This window comes from Xanthomonas arboricola, assembly GCF_003353015.1.
Classification (GTDB): Bacteria; Pseudomonadota; Gammaproteobacteria; order Xanthomonadales; family Xanthomonadaceae; genus Xanthomonas; species Xanthomonas arboricola_E.
Genome location: NZ_QREM01000009.1, coordinates 1 through 17,466 on the forward strand (window position 1 = coordinate 1; position 17,466 = coordinate 17,466).

13 protein-coding genes, 4 tRNA genes and 1 pseudogene are annotated in these 17,466 nt (G+C 67.2%); 13 read left to right on the plus strand and 5 right to left on the minus strand.

Annotated elements, in window-relative coordinates:
- Positions 1 to 253 precede the first annotated feature (253 nt).
- The 8 genes from kdsB (at position 254) to C0541_RS10660 (ending at position 5,832) form a co-directional block, all read left to right on the plus strand.
- Positions 254 to 1,033, plus strand: coding sequence for a 3-deoxy-manno-octulosonate cytidylyltransferase (gene kdsB, locus C0541_RS10625; RefSeq protein ID WP_115048223.1), 780 nt, complete (start codon positions 254 to 256; stop codon positions 1,031 to 1,033).
- Positions 1,030 to 1,494 carry a low molecular weight protein-tyrosine-phosphatase gene (locus C0541_RS10630; protein ID WP_115048224.1) on the plus strand — a complete coding sequence of 155 codons (465 nt, stop codon included), beginning with the start codon at positions 1,030 to 1,032 and terminating at the stop codon, positions 1,492 to 1,494. Before kdsB ends, C0541_RS10630 begins: the two co-directional genes overlap by 4 nt.
- 23 nt (positions 1,495 to 1,517) lie before the next feature.
- Positions 1,518 to 2,936, plus strand: a complete 1,419-nt coding sequence (locus C0541_RS10635; RefSeq protein WP_161960009.1) for a hypothetical protein — start codon at positions 1,518 to 1,520, stop codon at positions 2,934 to 2,936.
- The gene (gene uvrC / locus C0541_RS10640; protein ID WP_115048226.1) at positions 2,933 to 4,789 is read left to right on the plus strand and encodes an excinuclease ABC subunit UvrC; all 1,857 of its coding nucleotides are present in this window, start codon (positions 2,933 to 2,935) and stop codon (positions 4,787 to 4,789) included. Before C0541_RS10635 ends, uvrC begins: the two co-directional genes overlap by 4 nt.
- On the plus strand, positions 4,789 to 5,421 hold the full coding sequence (gene pgsA, locus C0541_RS10645) for a CDP-diacylglycerol--glycerol-3-phosphate 3-phosphatidyltransferase (RefSeq protein WP_016902574.1): 633 nt from the start codon (positions 4,789 to 4,791) through the stop codon (positions 5,419 to 5,421). The genes uvrC and pgsA overlap by 1 nt, the downstream gene beginning before the upstream one ends.
- 36 nt (positions 5,422 to 5,457) lie before the next feature.
- Positions 5,458 to 5,533 (plus strand) — tRNA-Gly (locus tag C0541_RS10650).
- A 68-nt stretch (positions 5,534 to 5,601) separates the two neighbouring features.
- A tRNA-Cys gene (locus tag C0541_RS10655) sits at positions 5,602 to 5,675 on the plus strand.
- Between the two features lie 81 nt (positions 5,676 to 5,756).
- Positions 5,757 to 5,832: transfer RNA gene (locus C0541_RS10660), tRNA-Gly, on the plus strand.
- Between the two features lie 570 nt (positions 5,833 to 6,402).
- Here C0541_RS10660 and C0541_RS10665 read toward each other — a convergent pair.
- Positions 6,403 to 6,486 (minus strand) — tRNA-Leu (locus C0541_RS10665).
- 142 nt (positions 6,487 to 6,628) lie between these two features.
- On the opposite strand from C0541_RS10665, the gene C0541_RS10670 reads away from it, so the two are divergent.
- Entirely contained in the window at positions 6,629 to 7,921 is a 1,293-nt protein-coding gene (locus C0541_RS10670; RefSeq protein ID WP_115048228.1) for a nucleotide sugar dehydrogenase, read from the plus strand.
- Here the strand turns inward: C0541_RS10670 and C0541_RS10675 are convergent.
- Entirely contained in the window at positions 7,905 to 9,167 is a 1,263-nt protein-coding gene (locus C0541_RS10675) for a TIGR03862 family flavoprotein (RefSeq protein WP_115048230.1), read from the minus strand. The genes C0541_RS10670 and C0541_RS10675 overlap by 17 nt on opposite strands.
- Before the next feature lie 11 nt (positions 9,168 to 9,178).
- A complete protein-coding gene (locus tag C0541_RS10680; RefSeq protein ID WP_161960010.1) occupies positions 9,179 to 9,613 on the minus strand; it encodes an FKBP-type peptidyl-prolyl cis-trans isomerase in 435 nt (144 codons plus the stop codon).
- Between the two features lie 61 nt (positions 9,614 to 9,674).
- On the opposite strand from C0541_RS10680, the gene C0541_RS10685 reads away from it, so the two are divergent.
- The 3 genes from C0541_RS10685 to C0541_RS10695 all read left to right on the plus strand — a co-directional run bounded on the left by C0541_RS10685 (position 9,675) and on the right by C0541_RS10695 (position 11,695).
- Entirely contained in the window at positions 9,675 to 10,040 is a 366-nt protein-coding gene (locus tag C0541_RS10685) for a DUF6164 family protein (RefSeq protein ID WP_115048232.1), read from the plus strand.
- Positions 10,041 to 10,075: 35 nt separating this feature from the next.
- Positions 10,076 to 10,837, plus strand: coding sequence for a sulfurtransferase (locus C0541_RS10690; RefSeq protein ID WP_115048235.1), 762 nt, complete (start codon positions 10,076 to 10,078; stop codon positions 10,835 to 10,837).
- 210 nt (positions 10,838 to 11,047) lie between these two features.
- Positions 11,048 to 11,695: a response regulator gene (locus C0541_RS10695; RefSeq protein WP_016904564.1), complete on the plus strand. Its 648-nt coding sequence runs from the start codon at positions 11,048 to 11,050 to the stop codon at positions 11,693 to 11,695.
- Between the two features lie 183 nt (positions 11,696 to 11,878).
- Here the strand turns inward: C0541_RS10695 and C0541_RS10700 are convergent, their stop codons facing one another.
- Positions 11,879 to 15,622 carry an Rne/Rng family ribonuclease gene (locus tag C0541_RS10700; RefSeq protein ID WP_115048237.1) on the minus strand — a complete coding sequence of 1,248 codons (3,744 nt, stop codon included), beginning with the start codon at positions 15,620 to 15,622 and terminating at the stop codon, positions 11,879 to 11,881.
- 411 nt (positions 15,623 to 16,033) lie between these two features.
- Between C0541_RS10700 and C0541_RS10710 the strand changes: the two genes are divergently transcribed.
- A complete protein-coding gene (locus tag C0541_RS10710) occupies positions 16,034 to 17,020 on the plus strand; it encodes an RluA family pseudouridine synthase (RefSeq protein ID WP_115048243.1) in 987 nt (328 codons plus the stop codon).
- Positions 17,021 to 17,242: 222 nt separating this feature from the next.
- Here the strand turns inward: C0541_RS10710 and C0541_RS21685 are convergent.
- A pseudogene (locus C0541_RS21685) lies at positions 17,243 to 17,443 on the minus strand (zinc transporter ZupT); the annotation flags it as partial.
- Positions 17,444 to 17,466 lie beyond the last annotated feature (23 nt).

Here is a 17,466-nt window from a genome sequence, read left to right on the forward strand (position 1 = left end):
ATAAGAGACAGCCCGCAGACAGGAAGGCTCTGACGCGGCATCCATGCCGCGTCAGGTCCCGCGACGGCGGGCGGGCAAGGACCAATCAGGATGGTCTGTGTGTAAGTGCGAGCAATGCATGCAGCGGCGTGCTGGTGCTAGGTAGGGCATCGCTGCCAGACTGAACACCGCGATTTCGCTCAATCACACAACGAAATCACGCGATTCGGTCATCTCGTCTTTCACACATTCCAGCATCCAAGAGCGCGCACGTATGACTAATTCAACGCCTGCAGATTTCGTCGTCGCCATTCCCGCGCGTTACGCCTCTACGCGCTTGCCCGGCAAGCCGCTGCAATTGATCGGCGATCGCCCGATGATCCAGCATGTGGCCGAGCGGGCACTGCTGGCCGGCGCGCGCGAGGTCTGGGTGGCCACCGACGATGCGCGCATTGCCGAGGTGATCGACGGCCTGTCGGGCGTGCACGTGGCGATGACCGGCAATGCGCACGTATCGGGAACCGACCGGCTTGCCGAATGCGCGCGGATCGCCGGCTGGGACACCGACACCTGCGTGGTGAACCTGCAGGGTGACGAGCCGTTCGCGCCTGCGGCCGGTATCCGTGCGGTGGCGCAGCTGCTGCTGCACTCCGGTGCCGAGATGGCCACGCTGGCCGCGCAGGTCGACGAGGCGCACGAGCTGTTCGATCCGAATGTGGTCAAGCTGGTGCGTAGCGCTGGCGGCGACGCCTTGTATTTCAGCCGCGCGCCGATCCCCTGGCATCGCGACAGCTTTGCCGATCAGCCCGATACCTTGCCCGGTGACGGGCAGTGGCTGCGCCACATCGGGATCTATGCCTACCGTGCGGGGTTTCTGCAGCGCTTTGCCGCAATGCCGCCCGGCATGCTGGAGCGCGTCGAGTCGTTGGAACAATTGCGCGTGATGGAGGCCGGCTACCGCATCGCGGTGGCAGTGACGCCGGAGCCGTTCCCGCCGGGCATCGATACCCCGGACGATCTGGCGCGCGCGCAGACGCGCCTGGCATCGGCATGAGGGTGCTGATCGTGTGCCTGGGCAATATCTGCCGCTCGCCGATGGGCGAGGGCGCCCTGCGTGCGCGGCTGGACGAGGCGCGCCTGTCGCGGCGGATCGAGGTCGATTCGGCCGGTACCGGCGACTGGCATGCCGGCGATCCACCCGACCCGCGCGCGATCCGCTGTGCACGCGGCCACGGCGTGGACATCTCCGGGTTGCGCGCGCGCCAGGTGCGTCGCGCGGACTTCGAACACTTCGACTGGCTGTTGTGCGCCGATGGCAGCAATCTGCGCGATCTGCAGCGCCTCGCCCCGGCGCCGCTGCGCGACAAGCTCGCGCTGTGGCTGCCCTGGGCAGGTGTGGAAGAGCGCGACGACATCCCCGACCCCTACACCGGTGGCATGGACGATTTCGAGCGTGCCTGGCAGCTGGTCGATACCGCTGCGCGCCAGACCGTGGCCAGGCTCACCCGGAGCTAATCGGGCTTGGGCATAATTGCGGCATGACTGCCCAGCTCACCCAGGAACTGCCGGAGTTTCCTACCTGGCTCAATGCCAGGCCATCCACCTTGCAGGAGCATCGCGGTCGTGCGCTGGTGCTGGCATTCGTCAATGCCAGCTCGGTGTGGTGCGCCGAGCGCCTGGCCGAGCTGGCGCACTGGCAGGCGCGCAGCCCCGGCCGGCTGCAGGTGATCGTGGTGCAGGTGCCGCGTTTCGACAGCGAACGCGAGCCACAACGTGCGCTCAAGCAGCTGCGCGGACACGGCGTCAGTGCGCCGATCCTGCTCGACAAGGACTGGGAGACCTGGCGTCGCTTCGGCATCGACGCCTGGCCCACGCTGGTGCTGCTCGACGCCTACGGCCGCGAGCGTCAGCGCCTGGTGGGCGTGACCGGCGATCTCGACAAGGCGCTGGTCGCCCTGTGCGAGGGCCAGCAGCTGCCGTCCGATGCCGATCTGCATGGGGTAGCCGAGCGCGATCCCGAGCCGCGCCTGCAGCTGCGGTTTCCAACCGGCCTTGCCGCCACCGAAGACCGCCTGTACATCGCCGACACTGGTCATCACCGCGTGCTCGAATGCACCCATGGTGGCCGCGTGCTGCGCCAGTTCGGCCACGGCAATGCGGACTTCATCGATGGTGGTGTCGGTGAAGCCGCGTTCCGGCGTCCGCAAGGGCTGGCGCTGGAGCGCGACCAGCTGTATGTCGCCGACACCGGCAATCACGCCCTGCGCCGCATCAATCTGCGCAACGGGCAGGTCGACACCTTGTGCGGCACCGGGCGCTCCGGCGCGCCGGTCGAAGGGCCGCTGGCGTCCTCCGCCGCCTCGGCGCTGAATTACCCGCAAGGGCTGGCGGTGGCCGACAATCAGGTGTTGATCGCGATGGCGGGCGACAACCGCATCTGGAGCTATGACCTGGGTCGCTCCGCACTGAGCGCACGCGCCGGCACCGGCGCGCTCGAAATGCGCGACGGCAGCGGGCACCTGGCTGCGTTCGCGCAGCCGGCCGGGTTGGCGGCGGTGCAGCAGGTGGCCTATGTCTGCGACGGCCTGGGCTCGTCGATCCGCACCATGCAATTGCGCGGGGATCTGGTGCAGACCCTGGTCGGCGGGCAGGGCGCCTGGCAGTTCGGCGACGCGGACGGCCCGCGCGGCACTGCGCGCCTGCAGTTTCCGCAAGCCATCGCCCTGGCTGCCGATTCGCCGGTGCTCTGGGTGGCCGATACCGGCAACGGCCGCCTGCGCTGCCTGCGCCTGGGTGGCGGCGAACTGACCACGGTCGCGCTGCCACGCCGGCTGCATGGCCCGGCCGGGCTGGCGGTTTCCGCCGGTGCGGTGTGGATTGCCGAAACCGATGCCCATGCCGTGTTGCGCTACGACCTGGCGAGCGGCGAACTGCGCGATGTTTCGATAGACGAATGAACGCAAGGCCCCGATCCGAGTTCGATGGCAAGGCGTTTGCCGCCCAGCTGAGCACCGCGCCCGGCGTCTACCGCATGTACGCGGGCGACGACACCTTGCTGTACGTCGGCAAGGCCGGTGCATTGCGCAAGCGCGTGGGCAGCTATTTCAACGGCACGCCGAAGAATGCGCGGCTGACCTCGATGCTGTCGCAGGTCGCGCGCATGGACGTCACCGTGACCCGCAGCGAGGCCGAAGCGCTGCTGCTGGAAAACCAGCTGATCAAGTCGCTGTCGCCGCGCTACAACGTGTCGCTGCGCGACGACAAGAGTTATCCCTACGTGTTGCTGACGCGCGAGCAGTGGCCGCGCATCGCCTTGCACCGTGGCCCGCGCGCCGTGCAGGGGCGCTATTTCGGCCCCTATACCGGCGTCACCGGCGTGCGCGAAACGCTGAGCCTGATGCACAAGCTGTTCAAGCTGCGCAGTTGCGAAGACAGCGTGTTCCGCAACCGCTCGCGCCCGTGCCTGCAGTATCAGATCGGCCGCTGCAGCGCGCCCTGCGTGGAACTGGTCGCTGCGCCCGACTACGCCGAATCGGTGCGCCGCGCCACCATGTTCCTGGAAGGCAAGAGCGACCAGCTCGGCGAAGAAATCATGCAGTCGATGCAGCAGGCCAGCGAAGCGCTCGAGTTCGAGCGTGCCGCGCGTCTGCGCGACCTGCTGTCCTCGTTGCGCAGCATGCAGAACCGCCAGTACGTGGACGGCCGCGCAGCGGATCTGGACGTCCTGGCCTGCGCCACGCAAGCCAGCCAGGCCTGCGTGCTGCTGCTGAGTTTTCGCGATGGCCGCAACCTGGGCACGCGCTCGTTCTTTCCCAAGACCAATGGTGAAGACAGCGCGGACGAAATCCTGGCTGCATTCGTATCGCAGTACTACGCAGAACATTCCCCGCCACGCGAGATCCTGCTCGATCGCGAAATTCCCGACGCCGAATTGATCGAGGCCGCGCTCAGCAGCGCCGCCGAACACAAGGTCACGTTGAAGTGGAACGTGCGTGGCGAGCGTGCCGGCTATCTGCTGCTGGCGACCCGCAACGCGCAGCTGACCCTGGTCACCGAGCTCACCAGCCAGAGCGCCCAGCACGCACGCAGCGAAGCGCTGCGCGAGATGCTGGGGCTGGCCGAGCAGGTCAAGCGGGTGGAGTGTTTCGACATCAGTCACACCATGGGCGAGGCGACGGTGGCTTCGTGCGTGGTGTTCGATGCCAGCGGGCCGGTGCGCGGCCAATACCGGCGCTTCAATATCTCCGGGATCACGCCAGGTGACGACTACGCCGCGATGCGCCAGGCCATCGAGCGGCGTTTTCGACGCGCGGTGGAGGAAAACGGCGTGTTGCCGGACGTGCTGCTGATCGACGGCGGTGCCGGCCAGCTGGCGCAGGCGAAGGCCGCGCTGGCGGACCTGGGCATCGAGAACGTGCTGCTGGTCGGCGTGGCCAAGGGCGAGGAGCGCAGGGCAGGGCATGAAGCGCTGATCATGGCCGATGGCCGCGAGCTGCGGCCGGGCGCGGCATCGCCGGCACTGCAGTTCATCCAGCAGGTACGCGACGAAGCGCACCGTTTTGCGATCACCGGTCACCGTGGCCGCCGCCAGAAGGCGCGCATGACCAGCAAGCTGGAGGATATCCCCGGCATCGGTCCGCGCCGGCGCGCGAGCCTGCTCAAGCATTTTGGCGGCCTGGTCGGGCTCAAGGCCGCCGGCGAGGCCGAGATTGCGCGGGTGGAGGGCGTCAATGCCGCACTTGCCGCGCGAATCTACGCTAACCTGCACGGGCTGGCGCTTCCCGATGCGGCAGGCGAGTCGAGTCCGTAATGAAGTTGACCATCCCCACGTGGCTGACACTGCTGAGGATCGTGATGATCCCGGTGTTGGTCGTGGTGTTCTACCTGCCGTACACCTGGACCAATTTCGCCTCCGCCGGCGTGTTCGCGCTGGCCGCCATCACCGACTGGCTGGATGGCTGGGTCGCGCGGCGTTATCACCAGTATTCGGCCTTCGGCGCATTCCTGGACCCGGTGGCCGACAAGTTGATGGTCGCGGTGGCGTTGTTCCTGATCGTGCAGGGCCATCCCACGCCGTGGATGGCGTTCTGGGCGGCGGTCATCGTCGGCCGCGAAATCGCGGTGTCGGCGTTGCGGGAATGGATGGCCGAGATCGGCCAGCGTGCCAAGGTGCGGGTGGCGGTGATCGGCAAGGTCAAGACCACCGCGCAGATGGTCGCGCTGCTCTGCCTGCTGTATTCGGTCACGCCCGGGCAGATGCCCACGCACGAAATCTGGTTCGGCAACCTGATCTTCCGCGCCGGTTACTGGACGCTGGCGATCGCCGCACTGCTGACATTGTGGTCCGGATTCCAGTACCTGCAGGCCGCCTGGCCGAGCCTGCGTGCCGACGAAAAAGCCGCGATTACCAGCAAACCGAAAAAAGTCGAAAGCAATAGTTGACAGCGATGCTGTTCGCTGTAGAATTTCGCCTCCCAAGCGGGAATAGCTCAGTTGGTAGAGCGCAACCTTGCCAAGGTTGAGGTCGCGAGTTCGAGTCTCGTTTCCCGCTCCAGTTGTAGACAAGGCCCCTTGCCGGAGGTCTCGTTGTTTCAAGGCAGGATGCCTTGGGTTTGATGTTTCGGCCTGGTGGTAGAGTGGTTATGCAGCGGACTGCAAATCCGCGTACGCCGGTTCAATTCCGGCCCAGGCCTCCACATTGCATGCCTTGTTTCATGCGTCGGCAACGACGACAGGACTGGCGCAACGAAGTAACAAGCTGTACAATTTTGCTCCACGCGGGAATAGCTCAGTTGGTAGAGCGCAACCTTGCCAAGGTTGAGGTCGCGAGTTCGAGTCTCGTTTCCCGCTCCAAATTCAAGCCCCGGATATCACGCGATATCCGGGGTTTTTTATTGGTCGATGGGTCGAGTCAGTCGGCGTGTCTTGGAAGGAGGGCAGCGGTCTGCCTTGGTTCCCGCAGGTGGTGGGCCGCGAACCTGGCGCCAGAGCGGTCGTCACGCCGCGCGTGGCGCCTGGCATCGGGCCTTCCACTGCAAGCTAGATCGAATCGTGACGCGCGGTGCGCTGCGCAGGTGCCTTGGCGGATGCGCGCATGGCAGCCCTGCTGCCTGCACTCGCTACGCAAGCGCGCGCCGCTCGATTTCGCTCACCGCAGCGTCGGTGCCACTGTCGATGTCAGCCGTGGCGTTGGTCAATGATCTGCTCGCGGTCTCTCTCGTCGGGCCGGCACGCGCTGAACGTGGCGGTCCTTCGGGGCAGGGGAGCTGCCTGAGGGCGCGCGATGCGTTTGCCCGGGCACGACGCAAAGGTGTGACCGATCGCCATGCGCTATGGCAGCGACAACGCAACTGGGGAGACTTGTCGGTGCGTGGATGGCGTTGCGCGATTCACGGCGCGATGATTCACGGCGCGATGAGAGTGTGCCCGGGGCGGGGATCGAACCCGCATAGCCTTGCAGCTGAGGGATTTTAAGTCCCTTGCGTCTACCAGTTTCGCCACCCGGGCATTGCGATAGCGTGCCTGATTGCGCGCCGATTGTGAATCGCCGTGCCGCAGGCGCGCTGCACTGATGGCCGCATGGCTGCCTGCGCTATGCTGCCACCGCGCAGGGGCGCAGCAACCGGCTGCGCACGATTGAAGGAACCGCATGTCCAGCACCACGTTACTCGCTCCGCTGCAGGCCCGCATCGCCGTGATCGGGCTGGGCTATGTCGGCCTGCCGCTGGCCGTCGCCTTCGGCGAACAGCGCAACACGCTGGGCTTCGACATCGATGCGCAGCGGGTCGGGCAACTACGCGATGGCCATGACGCCACGCTGGAGCTGGACGACACCGAGCTGGCCGCCGCCACCCGCCTGCGCTACACCGCCAACGCTGCGGACCTGGCCGCGTGCAGCATCTTCATCGTCACCGTGCCGACGCCGATCGACAGCTTCGAGCAGCCCGACCTGGAACCGCTGCGCAGTGCCACCATGCTGATCGCCGCTGCGCTCAAACCCGGCGACCTGGTGATCTACGAATCCACCGTCTACCCGGGCACCACCGAAGAAGTCTGCGTGCCCTTGCTCGAGGCCGCCTCCGGATTGCGCTTCAACGACGACTTCTTCTGTGGGTACAGCCCTGAGCGCGTCAATCCCGGTGACCGCCAGCGCCGCCTGCGCGATATCCGCAAGATCACCTCAGGCTCCACCGCCGAAGCGGCCGATGCGGTCGACGCCTTGTATGCCAGCATCATCACCGCCGGCACCTGGCGGGCGCCGTCGATGCGCGTGGCCGAGGCTGCCAAGGTGGTGGAAAACATCCAGCGCGACGTCAATATCGCCCTGGTCAACGAGTTGGCGTTGATCTTCGACAAGCTGGGCATCGATACGCTGGATGTGCTGGAGGCGGCCGGAACCAAATGGAATTTCCTGCCGTTCCGGCCCGGCCTGGTCGGTGGCCACTGCATCGGGGTGGATCCGTATTACCTGATGCACAAGTCCGAAAGCGTGGGCTACCACCCGGACCTGATCCACACCGCGCGCCAGGTCAACAACCGCGTCGGCCGACACGTGGCCGAGCGTGTCTGCGGCATGCTGGCCACGCGAGGTGTGGTGCTTGCGCAGGCGAGGGTGCTGGTGCTTGGCGCCACCTTCAAGGAGAACTGCCCGGACCTGCGCAACAGCCGGGCGCTGGAACTGGTGCAGCTGCTGCAGGCAGCGGGTGTGCAGGTCGACACCTGCGACCCGTGGGCCGACCCTGCAGAAGCACTGCATCATGCCGGCGTGCAATTGTGCGAGCTTGCAGACGAAGGTGCGTACGACGCCGTGGTGCTGGCAGTGGCGCACGCGCAATACCGCGACTACGACGCCCGCCGCATCGCAGCGCTGGGCAAACCCGGTGCGGTGATCTATGACGTCAAATCGGTATGGCCGCGCGAGGCGGTCAGCGATCGGCTGTAGCGCGCTCGCCCGGTCGCTGCAGCCACTGCACCGCGCCATGCGCGGCACGTAATCCGCTGGCGAAGCAGGCGGTCAGCAGATAGCCACCGGTCGGTGCCTCCCAGTCGAGCATTTCGCCGGCACAGAACACGCCGGGCCGTGCACGTGCCATCAGCTGCGCATCCAGCGCCTCCAGCTGCACGCCACCGGCCGAGCTGATTGCCTCGGCAAGCGGGCGCGGTCGCAGCAGCCGTAACGGCAATCGCTTGAGTGTGCGCGCCACCAGCGCGAGATCCTCGCCCGCCTGCTTGCCCAGGTGTTCGTAGAGCAAGGCGGCCTTGACGCCGTCGATGCCGAGCTGCCGGCGCAGATGCTCGCTGAAACTGCGTCCCTTGCGCGGTTTTTCCAGCTCGGCGCCGACGCGTTCCAGCGTGCGCCCGGGTATCAGGTCCAGCACCAGCTCAGCCACGCCATCGGCATCGATCTGCGCGCGCAGATCCGCAGCCAGCGCATAGATCAGGCTGCCCTCGATGCCGGTGGATGTCGCCACGCACTCGCCCTGCAACTGATGCGGCGTGCCATCGCGATCCTGCCAGTGCGCAACCACGGGCTTGAGTGGCGTACCGGCATGTCGCTGCACAAAGTGCGCGCTCCAGGCGATGTCGAAGCCGCAGTTGGCCGGTACCAGCGGCGCCACCGCGATGCCGCGTTCCTGCAGCACCGGTTGCCAAAGACCATCGGAACCTAGCTGCGGCCAGCTGCCGCCACCCAGCGCCAGCACCACCGCATCTGCAGCGCATTCGACGTCGCCGGTGGGCGAGTGGAAGCGCAATGCTCCGTCATCGCTCCAGCCGAGCCAGCGATGCTGCACATGAAACACCACGCCCTGTTCCTTGAGTCGGTGCACCCAGCCGCGCAACAACGGCGCGGCCTTGCGATCCATCGGGAACACGCGTCCGGAACTGCCGACGTAGGTTTCCACGCCGAGGTCGCGCGCCCAGGCGCGCAGCGCATCCGCATCGAAGGCCTGCAGCCACGAGGCGACCGCCTCGGTGCGCTCGCGGTAGCGCTGCGCAAATACCGGCATCGGATCGGAGTGGGTGAGGTTCAAGCCGCCCTTGCCGGCGATCAGGAACTTGCGCCCGACCGAGCCCTTGGCCTCATATAACTCCACCGCAAGGCCGGCCGCACACGCCACTTCAGCCGCCATCAGACCGGCCGGCCCGCCACCGATGATGGCCAGCCGCCGCTTACTCGCATCCGTCATTGCCCAGGCCTTCAGCGCGGCTGTACGCCAAGCAATTCCACATCGAACACCAGCGAGGCGCCGGGCGGAATCACCCCGCCTGCGCCGTTGTCGCCATAGCCGTACTCGGGCGGAATCATCAGGGTGCGCTTGCCGCCCACGCGCATGCCGGCCACGCCCTCGTCCCAGCCGCGGATCACCTGGCGGCCGCCCAGCGCGAACTGGAATGGCTCGGCGCGATCGAGCGAGCTGTCGAACTTCTTGCCGTGCTTGTCGGCGGCTTTTTCGTCGTACAGCCAGCCGGTGTAGTGCACGGTGACCAGTGCGCCCGGCGTGGCCTCGGTACCGGTACCGACGTTGCGGTCGATCCGCTCGAACGTGGCGATGGTGCCGCCGGACGGCGGCAGGGCAGGCGTACAGCCTGCGAGCAGCAGGAGGGCAGCGCAAAGCGTCAACAGAAGGCGCATGGGTGGGTCCGGCATGGGAAGTGCGCCATTATCGCACCCGGCTCCCGGTATCATCGCGCCCATGGCCAAGCTGCTGCTCAATCTGCGCAATGTTCCCGATGACGAGGCCGACGAGGTGCGGGCACTGATGCGCGAGCATCTGGTGCCGATCTACGAGACCCGGCCCAGCAACTGGGGCATCTCCGCCGGCGGCATCTGGCTCAGCGACGATGCCGACTATCCGCGCGCCAAGGCGGCGATGGACGCGTACCAGGCGCAGCGTGGTGCCCGCGCGCGCGCGCAACGCCAGGATGCGCTCGCTGCCGGCACGGCCGAAACCTTCGGCGCGCTGCTGCGCAAGCGGCCGCTGTTCGTGCTTGCCACGTTGATCGGCATGCTGGTTGTCGCCTCGCTGGTGCTGCTGCCGTTCCTGCTGCTGCGCGGCTGATCGCACCTGCGGCCGCATCGGCTTAAAATGGCCGCATGATCACCAATACCGCTGCCTATCAATTCGTCACCATCCAGGACCCGCAGTCGCTCGCCGACAGCGTCCTGGCGCAGGCCGGGCAGCAGGCCCTGAAAGGATCGGTGCTGGTGGCCGACGAGGGGATCAACCTGTTTCTGGCCGGCCAGGCCGAGCAGATCGACACGTTCTATGCGTGGCTGCAGGCCGATCCGCGCTTTGCGCAGATGCGCATCAAGTACAGCCTGAGCGCGTCGCAGCCGTTCGCGCGGCTCAAGGTGAAGGTCAAGCCCGAGATCATCAGCTTCCGCCGCGACGATGCCTCGCCGCTGCAACGCCGTGCGCCGGCGGTGACGCCCGCCACGCTGCGCGCATGGATGCGGGAAGGGCGCGACGATCGCGGCCGCCCGCTGGTGCTGCTGGACACGCGCAATGCCCAGGAAGTGGCGTACGGCACGTTCCAGGGAGCGTTGACGCTGCCGATCAACAAGTTCACCGACTTGCCGGCTGCGCTGGAACCGCACCGCGCTGCGTTGGCCGACGCCACCGTGGTCAGCTTCTGCACCGGCGGCATTCGGTGCGAGAAGGCCGCGCTGTGGATGCAGGCCGACGGCATGGACAACGTGCTGCAACTCGAAGGCGGCATCCTCGGCTACTTCGAGGAGGTCGGTGGCGAAGGCTACGACGGCCGCTGCTTCGTGTTCGACGAACGCGTTGCTCTCGACGCACACTTGCGTCCCTTGGTCGACGCCGAGCACAGCACCGAAGCAGGAAAAGTCTGACCGGGCGCGCTTGAATTGCCCGATGTTCGCGTATCGGGGGGCGTTCGCATCATTCGATCACGCCGCGATCGTGCATCCAGTGGCTGCGACGACACGCGGCGGCAGCGCGCTTTGCGCTCTTACTCGAATGTAATACGTCGCATCGAGCTTGCCCTGAATTATTCACGGAGATAGGCTGCAACAGCCAGCCGCACAGCGAGGAAAACAAGGATGACCATCAGAGTTTTTCTGATCGACGATCATGCACTCGTGCGTACCGGCATGAAGATGATCCTGTCCAAGGAAGTGGACATCGATGTGGTGGGAGAAGCGGAGAGTGGCGAGGCGGCCTTGCCGCAAATTCGTCAGCTCAAGCCCGAGATCGTGCTCTGCGACCTGCATCTGCCCGGTGTCAGCGGGCTGGAAATCACCGAGCGCATCGTCAAGGGCGATTACGGCACCCGCGTCATCATCGTGTCGGTGCTGGAAGACGGACCACTGCCCAAGCGCCTGCTCGAAGCCGGCGCATCGGGCTATGTCGGCAAGGGCGGCGATGCGCAGGAACTGCTGCGTGCGGTGCGCGAAGTCGCGCTGGGCCGGCGCTATCTCGGCAATACCATTGCGCAGAACCTGGCCCTGTCCAACCTGGAAGGGGGCAGCTCGCCATTCGATGCGCTGTCGCCACGCGAGCTGGAGGTTGCCCTGTTGCTGACCCAGGGCCTGCGCCAGGAAGACATCGCCAAGCGCCTGAACCTCAGTGCCAAGACCATCAACACGCACAAGGCGCGCCTGTTCGAAAAGGTCGGCATCCAGGACAACATCGCCCTGGCGCGTCTGGCCAATCAGTATGGCCTGACCGACCCGGCGCGCACCCTGTAAGCCACGCGGTCGGGTCCCTGATCCTGCGCACTGCCGTGCGCTGCCGCTGCACACCGGCGGGCGCCTGGGGCCGGAATTCCGGCATGACAATCTCCCAGACAAAAACAAGGCGGCCCGAAGGCCGCCTTGTCTGACACCACCTGCCCGGATTTCCCCAGGCAGGTTTCACCGGCCGGAAGACGATCAGTGATCGCCGCGCGGCTTGTTGGTGTCGTCTTGCTGCACCTGCGCGTCATCGCCATCCCGCGATGCATCTGCCGGCGTTGCCGCCTCGGACACGACGACGGTCGGCTTCGGCTTGCCGGCAGGCTGCGTGCTGGCGTCTGCAGGCGCCACGGGTGCAACCGCTGCCGGCTGCTCGGGCGCCTTGTGCGGCACCGGCGTTGCGGCCTGTGGCGGTGTCGCTACGGTTGCATCGGCCGGAGCCAGGGCGTCCAGCAGCGTGGTCTGCACCGGAGCGTACGGCTTGCGTGCCGGCGTAGTGTCGGCAGACGAGGAGCTCTGCGGCACCGTCGTGGTGGACGTTGCGGCGACATCGACTGCCGGGCTTGCCGCCGTCGACGGCTCGGCATGCGGCGGCTTGGACGTCACCACGTCCGCCTGAGCGCTCGACGGCGCAGCGGCGACCGGCGTGGGGGCACTGACGGCTGCCGGCGCTGCGTCGGTCTTCACCGGCTCCGCCTGCGTCGCTGCCGCAGTGGCCACCGATGCCACCTGTTCCTGCCGGGCAACCTCCTGCCGAACAGCGGCGGGCGCTGCAGCGTCGGCCGATACCGACGCCGCCGATGTTGACTGCACGGTCGGGCGGGACGAAGGCACGCCTGGGGAAGCAGCGCCCTCGACAGGCGAAGCTGCCGGAGCCGCTGCCGGCTTGGCGACCGCAGCCGAGGTGGCAACCGGCGTCGACGCAGTGGACGGCGCCGAAGTGGCAACCGGAGCCTGGGCCTGCGGGTTCGCCGATTGCTGCGCAGCGACCGGAGCCTGAGGCGCTTGCGGACGCGGCGCATTGGCAGACGCCTGCGCAGCGGGTTCTGCTGCAGCTGGCGCCGTATTGCCTGCCGCGGCCGTTGCAACCGGTGACGCCGCCGCTGCCGGGGCATCGCCACGTGCCTGCTCGGCTGCAGCGGTCACTGCCGGGCTCGCAGACTGTTGCTCGAACGACGGGGTGGCGTTGGAAACCGGCGCCGTGGTCGATGCGGTATCGGCGGCCAGCGGCGCTTCCGCACGTTCCTTCGGGACCGGGCGCGGCTTCACTGCGGCCGGGGCGCTGGACTCGGGCTTGGCGCGCGCCGACACCGCCGGCGTGGTCGCGTCATCGTCGAAGTCGAACTCCGGCTGGCCGGCGCGCGGGGCAGCCGAGGCGTGCACCTGGGCACCGGCATCGTCGCTCTCGTTGTCACCATCGAGATCGCCCTCGGCATCGCCGTCCAGATCGTCCGTTTCCAGACCATCGACGCCGCTACCGCCTTCACCGTTTGCCCCAGCGCCACGACGGCGACGACGGCCACCGCGACGACCACGACGACGCCGGCTGCCGCCGTCGCCATTTGCCGCGTCATCGCCTGCAGCCTCCGGTGCCTGGCCGTCCGTCGTTGCCTCGGTGCCGCGATCGGCATGCGACTCGGTCACGATGACTTCGACCGGGTGCGCCGGAGCGGCTGGAGGTGCCGCCACCTGCGTTGCCGGTGCCGCGGTTTCGGCGATCGCCGCGCCCACGCTTGCGGTCGTGGCGGTGGCGGCCGTGGAGGTCAGCGTCTGCGCCGAGGCAGTGCCTTCGTCCTGGCGCGCAGGGCGCTGCTGGCGCTCGGACGGCGCGCCGTCCTGCTGCTGTGCAGCTGCACGCGGCGGGCGCGGTGCCTGGTTCTGCGGCTTCTGCTTCTGCTGCTGGGCCTGCTGCGGCTGCTTGGGTTGCTGCGCCTCGCCGCGAGGCGGCTTGGGCACCTGCACCTGCTGCGCCTGCCCGCCGTTCTGCGCAGCCTGGCCATTGGCCGGCTGGCGACGCTCGTCGCGACGCTCCTTGTTGGCGCCATTGCCGTTGCCGCCGTTGCCGCGGTGCTGATTGCCACCGTTACCAGCATGACGGGCATCGCGGCCGTCGCGACGCTGGCCGCTGCGGTCGCCACGCTCGTTGCGGCTGCTGCGGGCGGCATCGTTCTGACGCGGACGCTGGGTCGACTCGGGCGCAGGCGCGACCGGCTCGACACCACCGAAGATGCGCTTCAGCCAGCCGACCACACCGGTCACCGGCGCGGGCAGCGGCAATGCCGCGACTGGAGCAGGAGCAGGAGCAGGTGCGGCGGCAACCGGGGCAGGGGCCTCTTCACGCAGCGGAGCCGGCTGGCTCGGCTTGATCGAGGTCACCGCCGGCGCAGCCGGGATATTCAACTGTGCCTTGGTCAGCGCATGCACCGGCAACTTGCGCGGGGTGCCGCGCTGGTAGCTCGGCTTGCCGCTGTCTTCGCCCAGCTCGTTCTCGCGCAGGCGGGTGACTTCGTAGTGCGGGGTGTGCAGCTGTTCGTCGGCGACGATGATGATCGGCGACTCGTGACGCTGCTCGATCTCACGCAGCGCGCTGCGCTTTTCGTTGAGCAGGTAGTTGGCGATTTCCACCGGGGCCTGCACCAGCACCTGTCCGGTGTTTTCCTTCATGGCGTGCTCTTCGGCCACGCGGATGATCGACAGCGACAGCGACTCGACGCTGCGCATGCGGCCATGGCCGTCGCAACGCGGGCACACGATCTGGCTGGATTCGCCCAGGCTCGGACGCAGGCGCTGGCGGCTCATTTCCATCAGGCCGAAGCGCGAGATGCGGCCCAGCTGCACGCGCGCGCGGTCGTACTTGAGCGCGTTCTGCAGCTTGTTCTCGACTTCGCGCTGATGCTTGGACGAGGCCATGTCGATGAAGTCGATCACCACCAGGCCGCCCAGGTCGCGCAGGCGCAACTGGCGCGCGACCTCTTCGGCCGCTTCCAGGTTGGTCTGGAACGCGGTCTCCTCGATATCGCTGCCCTTGGTGGCGCGCGAGGAGTTCACGTCGACGGCGGTCAGCGCTTCGGTCTGGTCGACCACGATCGAGCCGCCGGAGGGTAGCCGCACGTTGCGCTCGTAGGCGCCTTCGATCTGCGATTCGATCTGGAAGCGGTTGAACAGCGGAATGTCGTCGGTGTAGTGCTTGAGCTTGCGCAGGCTCTGCGGCATCACCTGCTGCATGAACTCCTGGGCGTCGGCATACAGCTCCGGCGTATCGACCAGAATTTCGCCGATGTCGGCGCGCAGGTAGTCGCGCAGGGCGCGGATGATCAGGCGCGATTCCTGGTAGATCAGGAACGCGGCCGGCTTGCTCAGCGCCGCTTCGGCGATCGCCTTCCAGGTCTGCAGCAGGTAGTCCAGATCCCACTGCAGTTCTTCGGCGTCACGGCCGACGCCGGCAGTGCGGATGATCACGCCCATGTCGTCGGGGATGTCGAGCTTGTCCAGCGCTTCCTTCAGCGCGGCACGGTCTTCGCCTTCGATCCGGCGCGAGACGCCACCGGCGCTCGGCGAGTTGGGCATCAGCACCATGTAGCGGCCGGCCAGCGAGATGAACGTGGTCAGGGCGGCGCCCTTGTTGCCGCGTTCTTCCTTGTCGACCTGCACCACGATTTCCTGGCCTTCGCGCAGCAGCTCGCGAATGGTCGACTTGTTGTGGTCGACGCCGGCCTGGAAGTAATCGCGGGAGATTTCCTTCAGCGGCAGGAAGCCATGGCGCTCGGCGCCATAGTCCACGAACGCCGCTTCCAGCGAGGGCTCGAGCCGGGTGATACGGCCCTTGTAGATGTTGGACTTCTTCTGTTCCTTGGACGGCTGTTCGATGTCGATGTCGTACAGGGTCTGGCCGTCCACAATCGCCACGCGCAGTTCTTCTGCCTGCGTTGCGTTGATCAGCATTCGCTTCATTGTTGCGTTCCTCTCGCGCTCTACCGCGCGGAACGCCGTGACGTTTCGCCTCTGGAACAGCTTGTCGGCCCTTCGCGCAACGCGCGGACAGGCCTGACCAGGGTTTCCAGCGCTGCAACACCACGGCAGGCCGCGGGAGCGCTTGTCTTTAAGTTTTATAGGTGTTTCAGGGCCGGCAGCCGCGTCCGGACGGACCGGGGCAGCGCACGGGACAGGGTCAGCGCAACGGTCAAAAACCGCTGGCGATGGCCGGGCAGGCCGGTGAGCCGCTAACATGGCCGCCCCGGGGGCGGTGGTCGCGCACTGTGCCGGAATCATCGGAAGGCAGGCTTCTGGCCAATCAACTTCCAACGAAATCAAACCCTTATCTCGCTCGCCGAGTGTAACAGAATAAAGAGCCGGATGACCGACCCCCAGCCCCCCAAGCCGCCCACCGACCGTGTGGGCGTACGTATCCTCAAAGTTCCGGAAGACCGTGCCGGGCAGCGGCTGGACAATTTCCTGCTCGGCCAGCTCAAGGGCGCGCCACGCAGCCTGATCTACAAGCTGGTGCGCAGCGGCCAGGTGCGGGTGAACGGCGGGCGGGCCAAGGCCGAGCGCAAGCTCGAAGGCGGCGAGGAGGTGCGGATTCCGCCGGTGCGCGTTGCCGAAGAGGGCGACAAGGCCGCGCCACCGTCGTCGTTCCTGGCACGGCTGGAAGCGGCGATCGTGTACGAGGATGCGCGCCTGCTGGCGCTCAACAAGCCCTCCGGGGTCGCCAGCCACGGCGGCAGCGGGATCAGCTTCGGCGCCATCGAGACCCTGCGGGCGCTGCGGCCCAACCAGAGCCTTGAGCTGGTGCACCGGCTCGACCGCGATACCTCCGGGCTGCTGATCGTGGCGAAAAAGCGCTCGGCGCTGACCGAACTGCAGGCGCTGATGCGCGAGGACGACCGGGTCGAAGGCCGCGGCATTACCAAGCGCTATCTGACCTTGCTGGTCGGTCGCATGCCGGACGGGGTGATGACGGTCGACGCCCCGCTGCACATCGGGCTGCGCCAGGGCGGCGAGCGGCATGTGCAGGTCAATGCGATCGGCAAGCCGTCGCTGAGCCACTTCACGCTGCTGGAACGGCGCGGCGGGCACTCGTATTGCGAAGTCCGCATCGAAACCGGCCGCACCCACCAGATCCGCGTGCACGCCCAGCACCTGGGGCACGCGGTGGCCGGCGACGACAAGTACGGCGAGGCGGAGGTCAACAAGCGCCTGCGCGACCAACTCGGGCTGAAGCGCCTGTTCCTGCATGCCGCGTCGCTGGAATTCACGCTGGACGCCGGCAAGACGCCCTACGTCTTGAGCGCGCCGCTGGCGCCGGAGCTGGCCGAGGCATTGGACCGGCTGGGGCGCTGACGCAGCCAGGGCGGGCAGGGCGGCCACATCGGCCGCATCGGCGCGGCTGCATGGAACGGCAGTCGCGCCAGGTGCGGCAGCGCCGGTACCGAACGCTGCCTACAGAGCGGAACCAGCTGGTCGGGGGGGGGGGCACGGGCGATCAAGGCCTGCTTCCGAACGCTGCCGATGTGCACAAGGCAATCGCCTCGTTCCCAGGTCGCGTGGTCGTTACGGGCCGCGCTAGGGCGTGGCGAAGCGGAACAACACCAGGCTGATCGCCAGGGTACCCATGCCGGCCACCAGGCCGTAGACCGTTTCGTGGCCCTGTGCGTAGCGTTTGGCCGCCGGCAGCAACTCGTCCAGTGCCAGGAACACCATCACCCCGGAAATCAGGCCGAAGACGGTGCCGAACACCGCTTCGGACAGCACGCTGGACAAGGCCTGTCTCTTATACANGGAGACAG

What these genes read in the sequence shown, in the direction of transcription:
- kdsB (WP_115048223.1), top strand. Translation starts at nt 254, where the DNA reads ATGACTAATTCAACGCCTGCAGATTTCGTCGTCGCCATTCCCGCGCGT.
- C0541_RS10630 (WP_115048224.1), top strand. Translation starts at nt 1,030, where the DNA reads ATGAGGGTGCTGATCGTGTGCCTGGGCAATATCTGCCGCTCGCCGATG.
- C0541_RS10635 (WP_161960009.1), top strand. Translation starts at nt 1,518, where the DNA reads ATGACTGCCCAGCTCACCCAGGAACTGCCGGAGTTTCCTACCTGGCTC.
- uvrC (WP_115048226.1), top strand. Translation starts at nt 2,933, where the DNA reads ATGAACGCAAGGCCCCGATCCGAGTTCGATGGCAAGGCGTTTGCCGCC.
- pgsA (WP_016902574.1), top strand. Translation starts at nt 4,789, where the DNA reads ATGAAGTTGACCATCCCCACGTGGCTGACACTGCTGAGGATCGTGATG.
- C0541_RS10670 (WP_115048228.1), top strand. Translation starts at nt 6,629, where the DNA reads ATGTCCAGCACCACGTTACTCGCTCCGCTGCAGGCCCGCATCGCCGTG.
- C0541_RS10675 (WP_115048230.1), bottom strand. Translation starts at nt 9,167, where the DNA reads ATGACGGATGCGAGTAAGCGGCGGCTGGCCATCATCGGTGGCGGGCCG.
- C0541_RS10680 (WP_161960010.1), bottom strand. Translation starts at nt 9,613, where the DNA reads ATGCGCCTTCTGTTGACGCTTTGCGCTGCCCTCCTGCTGCTCGCAGGC.
- C0541_RS10685 (WP_115048232.1), top strand. Translation starts at nt 9,675, where the DNA reads ATGGCCAAGCTGCTGCTCAATCTGCGCAATGTTCCCGATGACGAGGCC.
- C0541_RS10690 (WP_115048235.1), top strand. Translation starts at nt 10,076, where the DNA reads ATGATCACCAATACCGCTGCCTATCAATTCGTCACCATCCAGGACCCG.
- C0541_RS10695 (WP_016904564.1), top strand. Translation starts at nt 11,048, where the DNA reads ATGACCATCAGAGTTTTTCTGATCGACGATCATGCACTCGTGCGTACC.
- C0541_RS10700 (WP_115048237.1), bottom strand. Translation starts at nt 15,622, where the DNA reads ATGCTGATCAACGCAACGCAGGCAGAAGAACTGCGCGTGGCGATTGTG.
- C0541_RS10710 (WP_115048243.1), top strand. Translation starts at nt 16,034, where the DNA reads ATGACCGACCCCCAGCCCCCCAAGCCGCCCACCGACCGTGTGGGCGTA.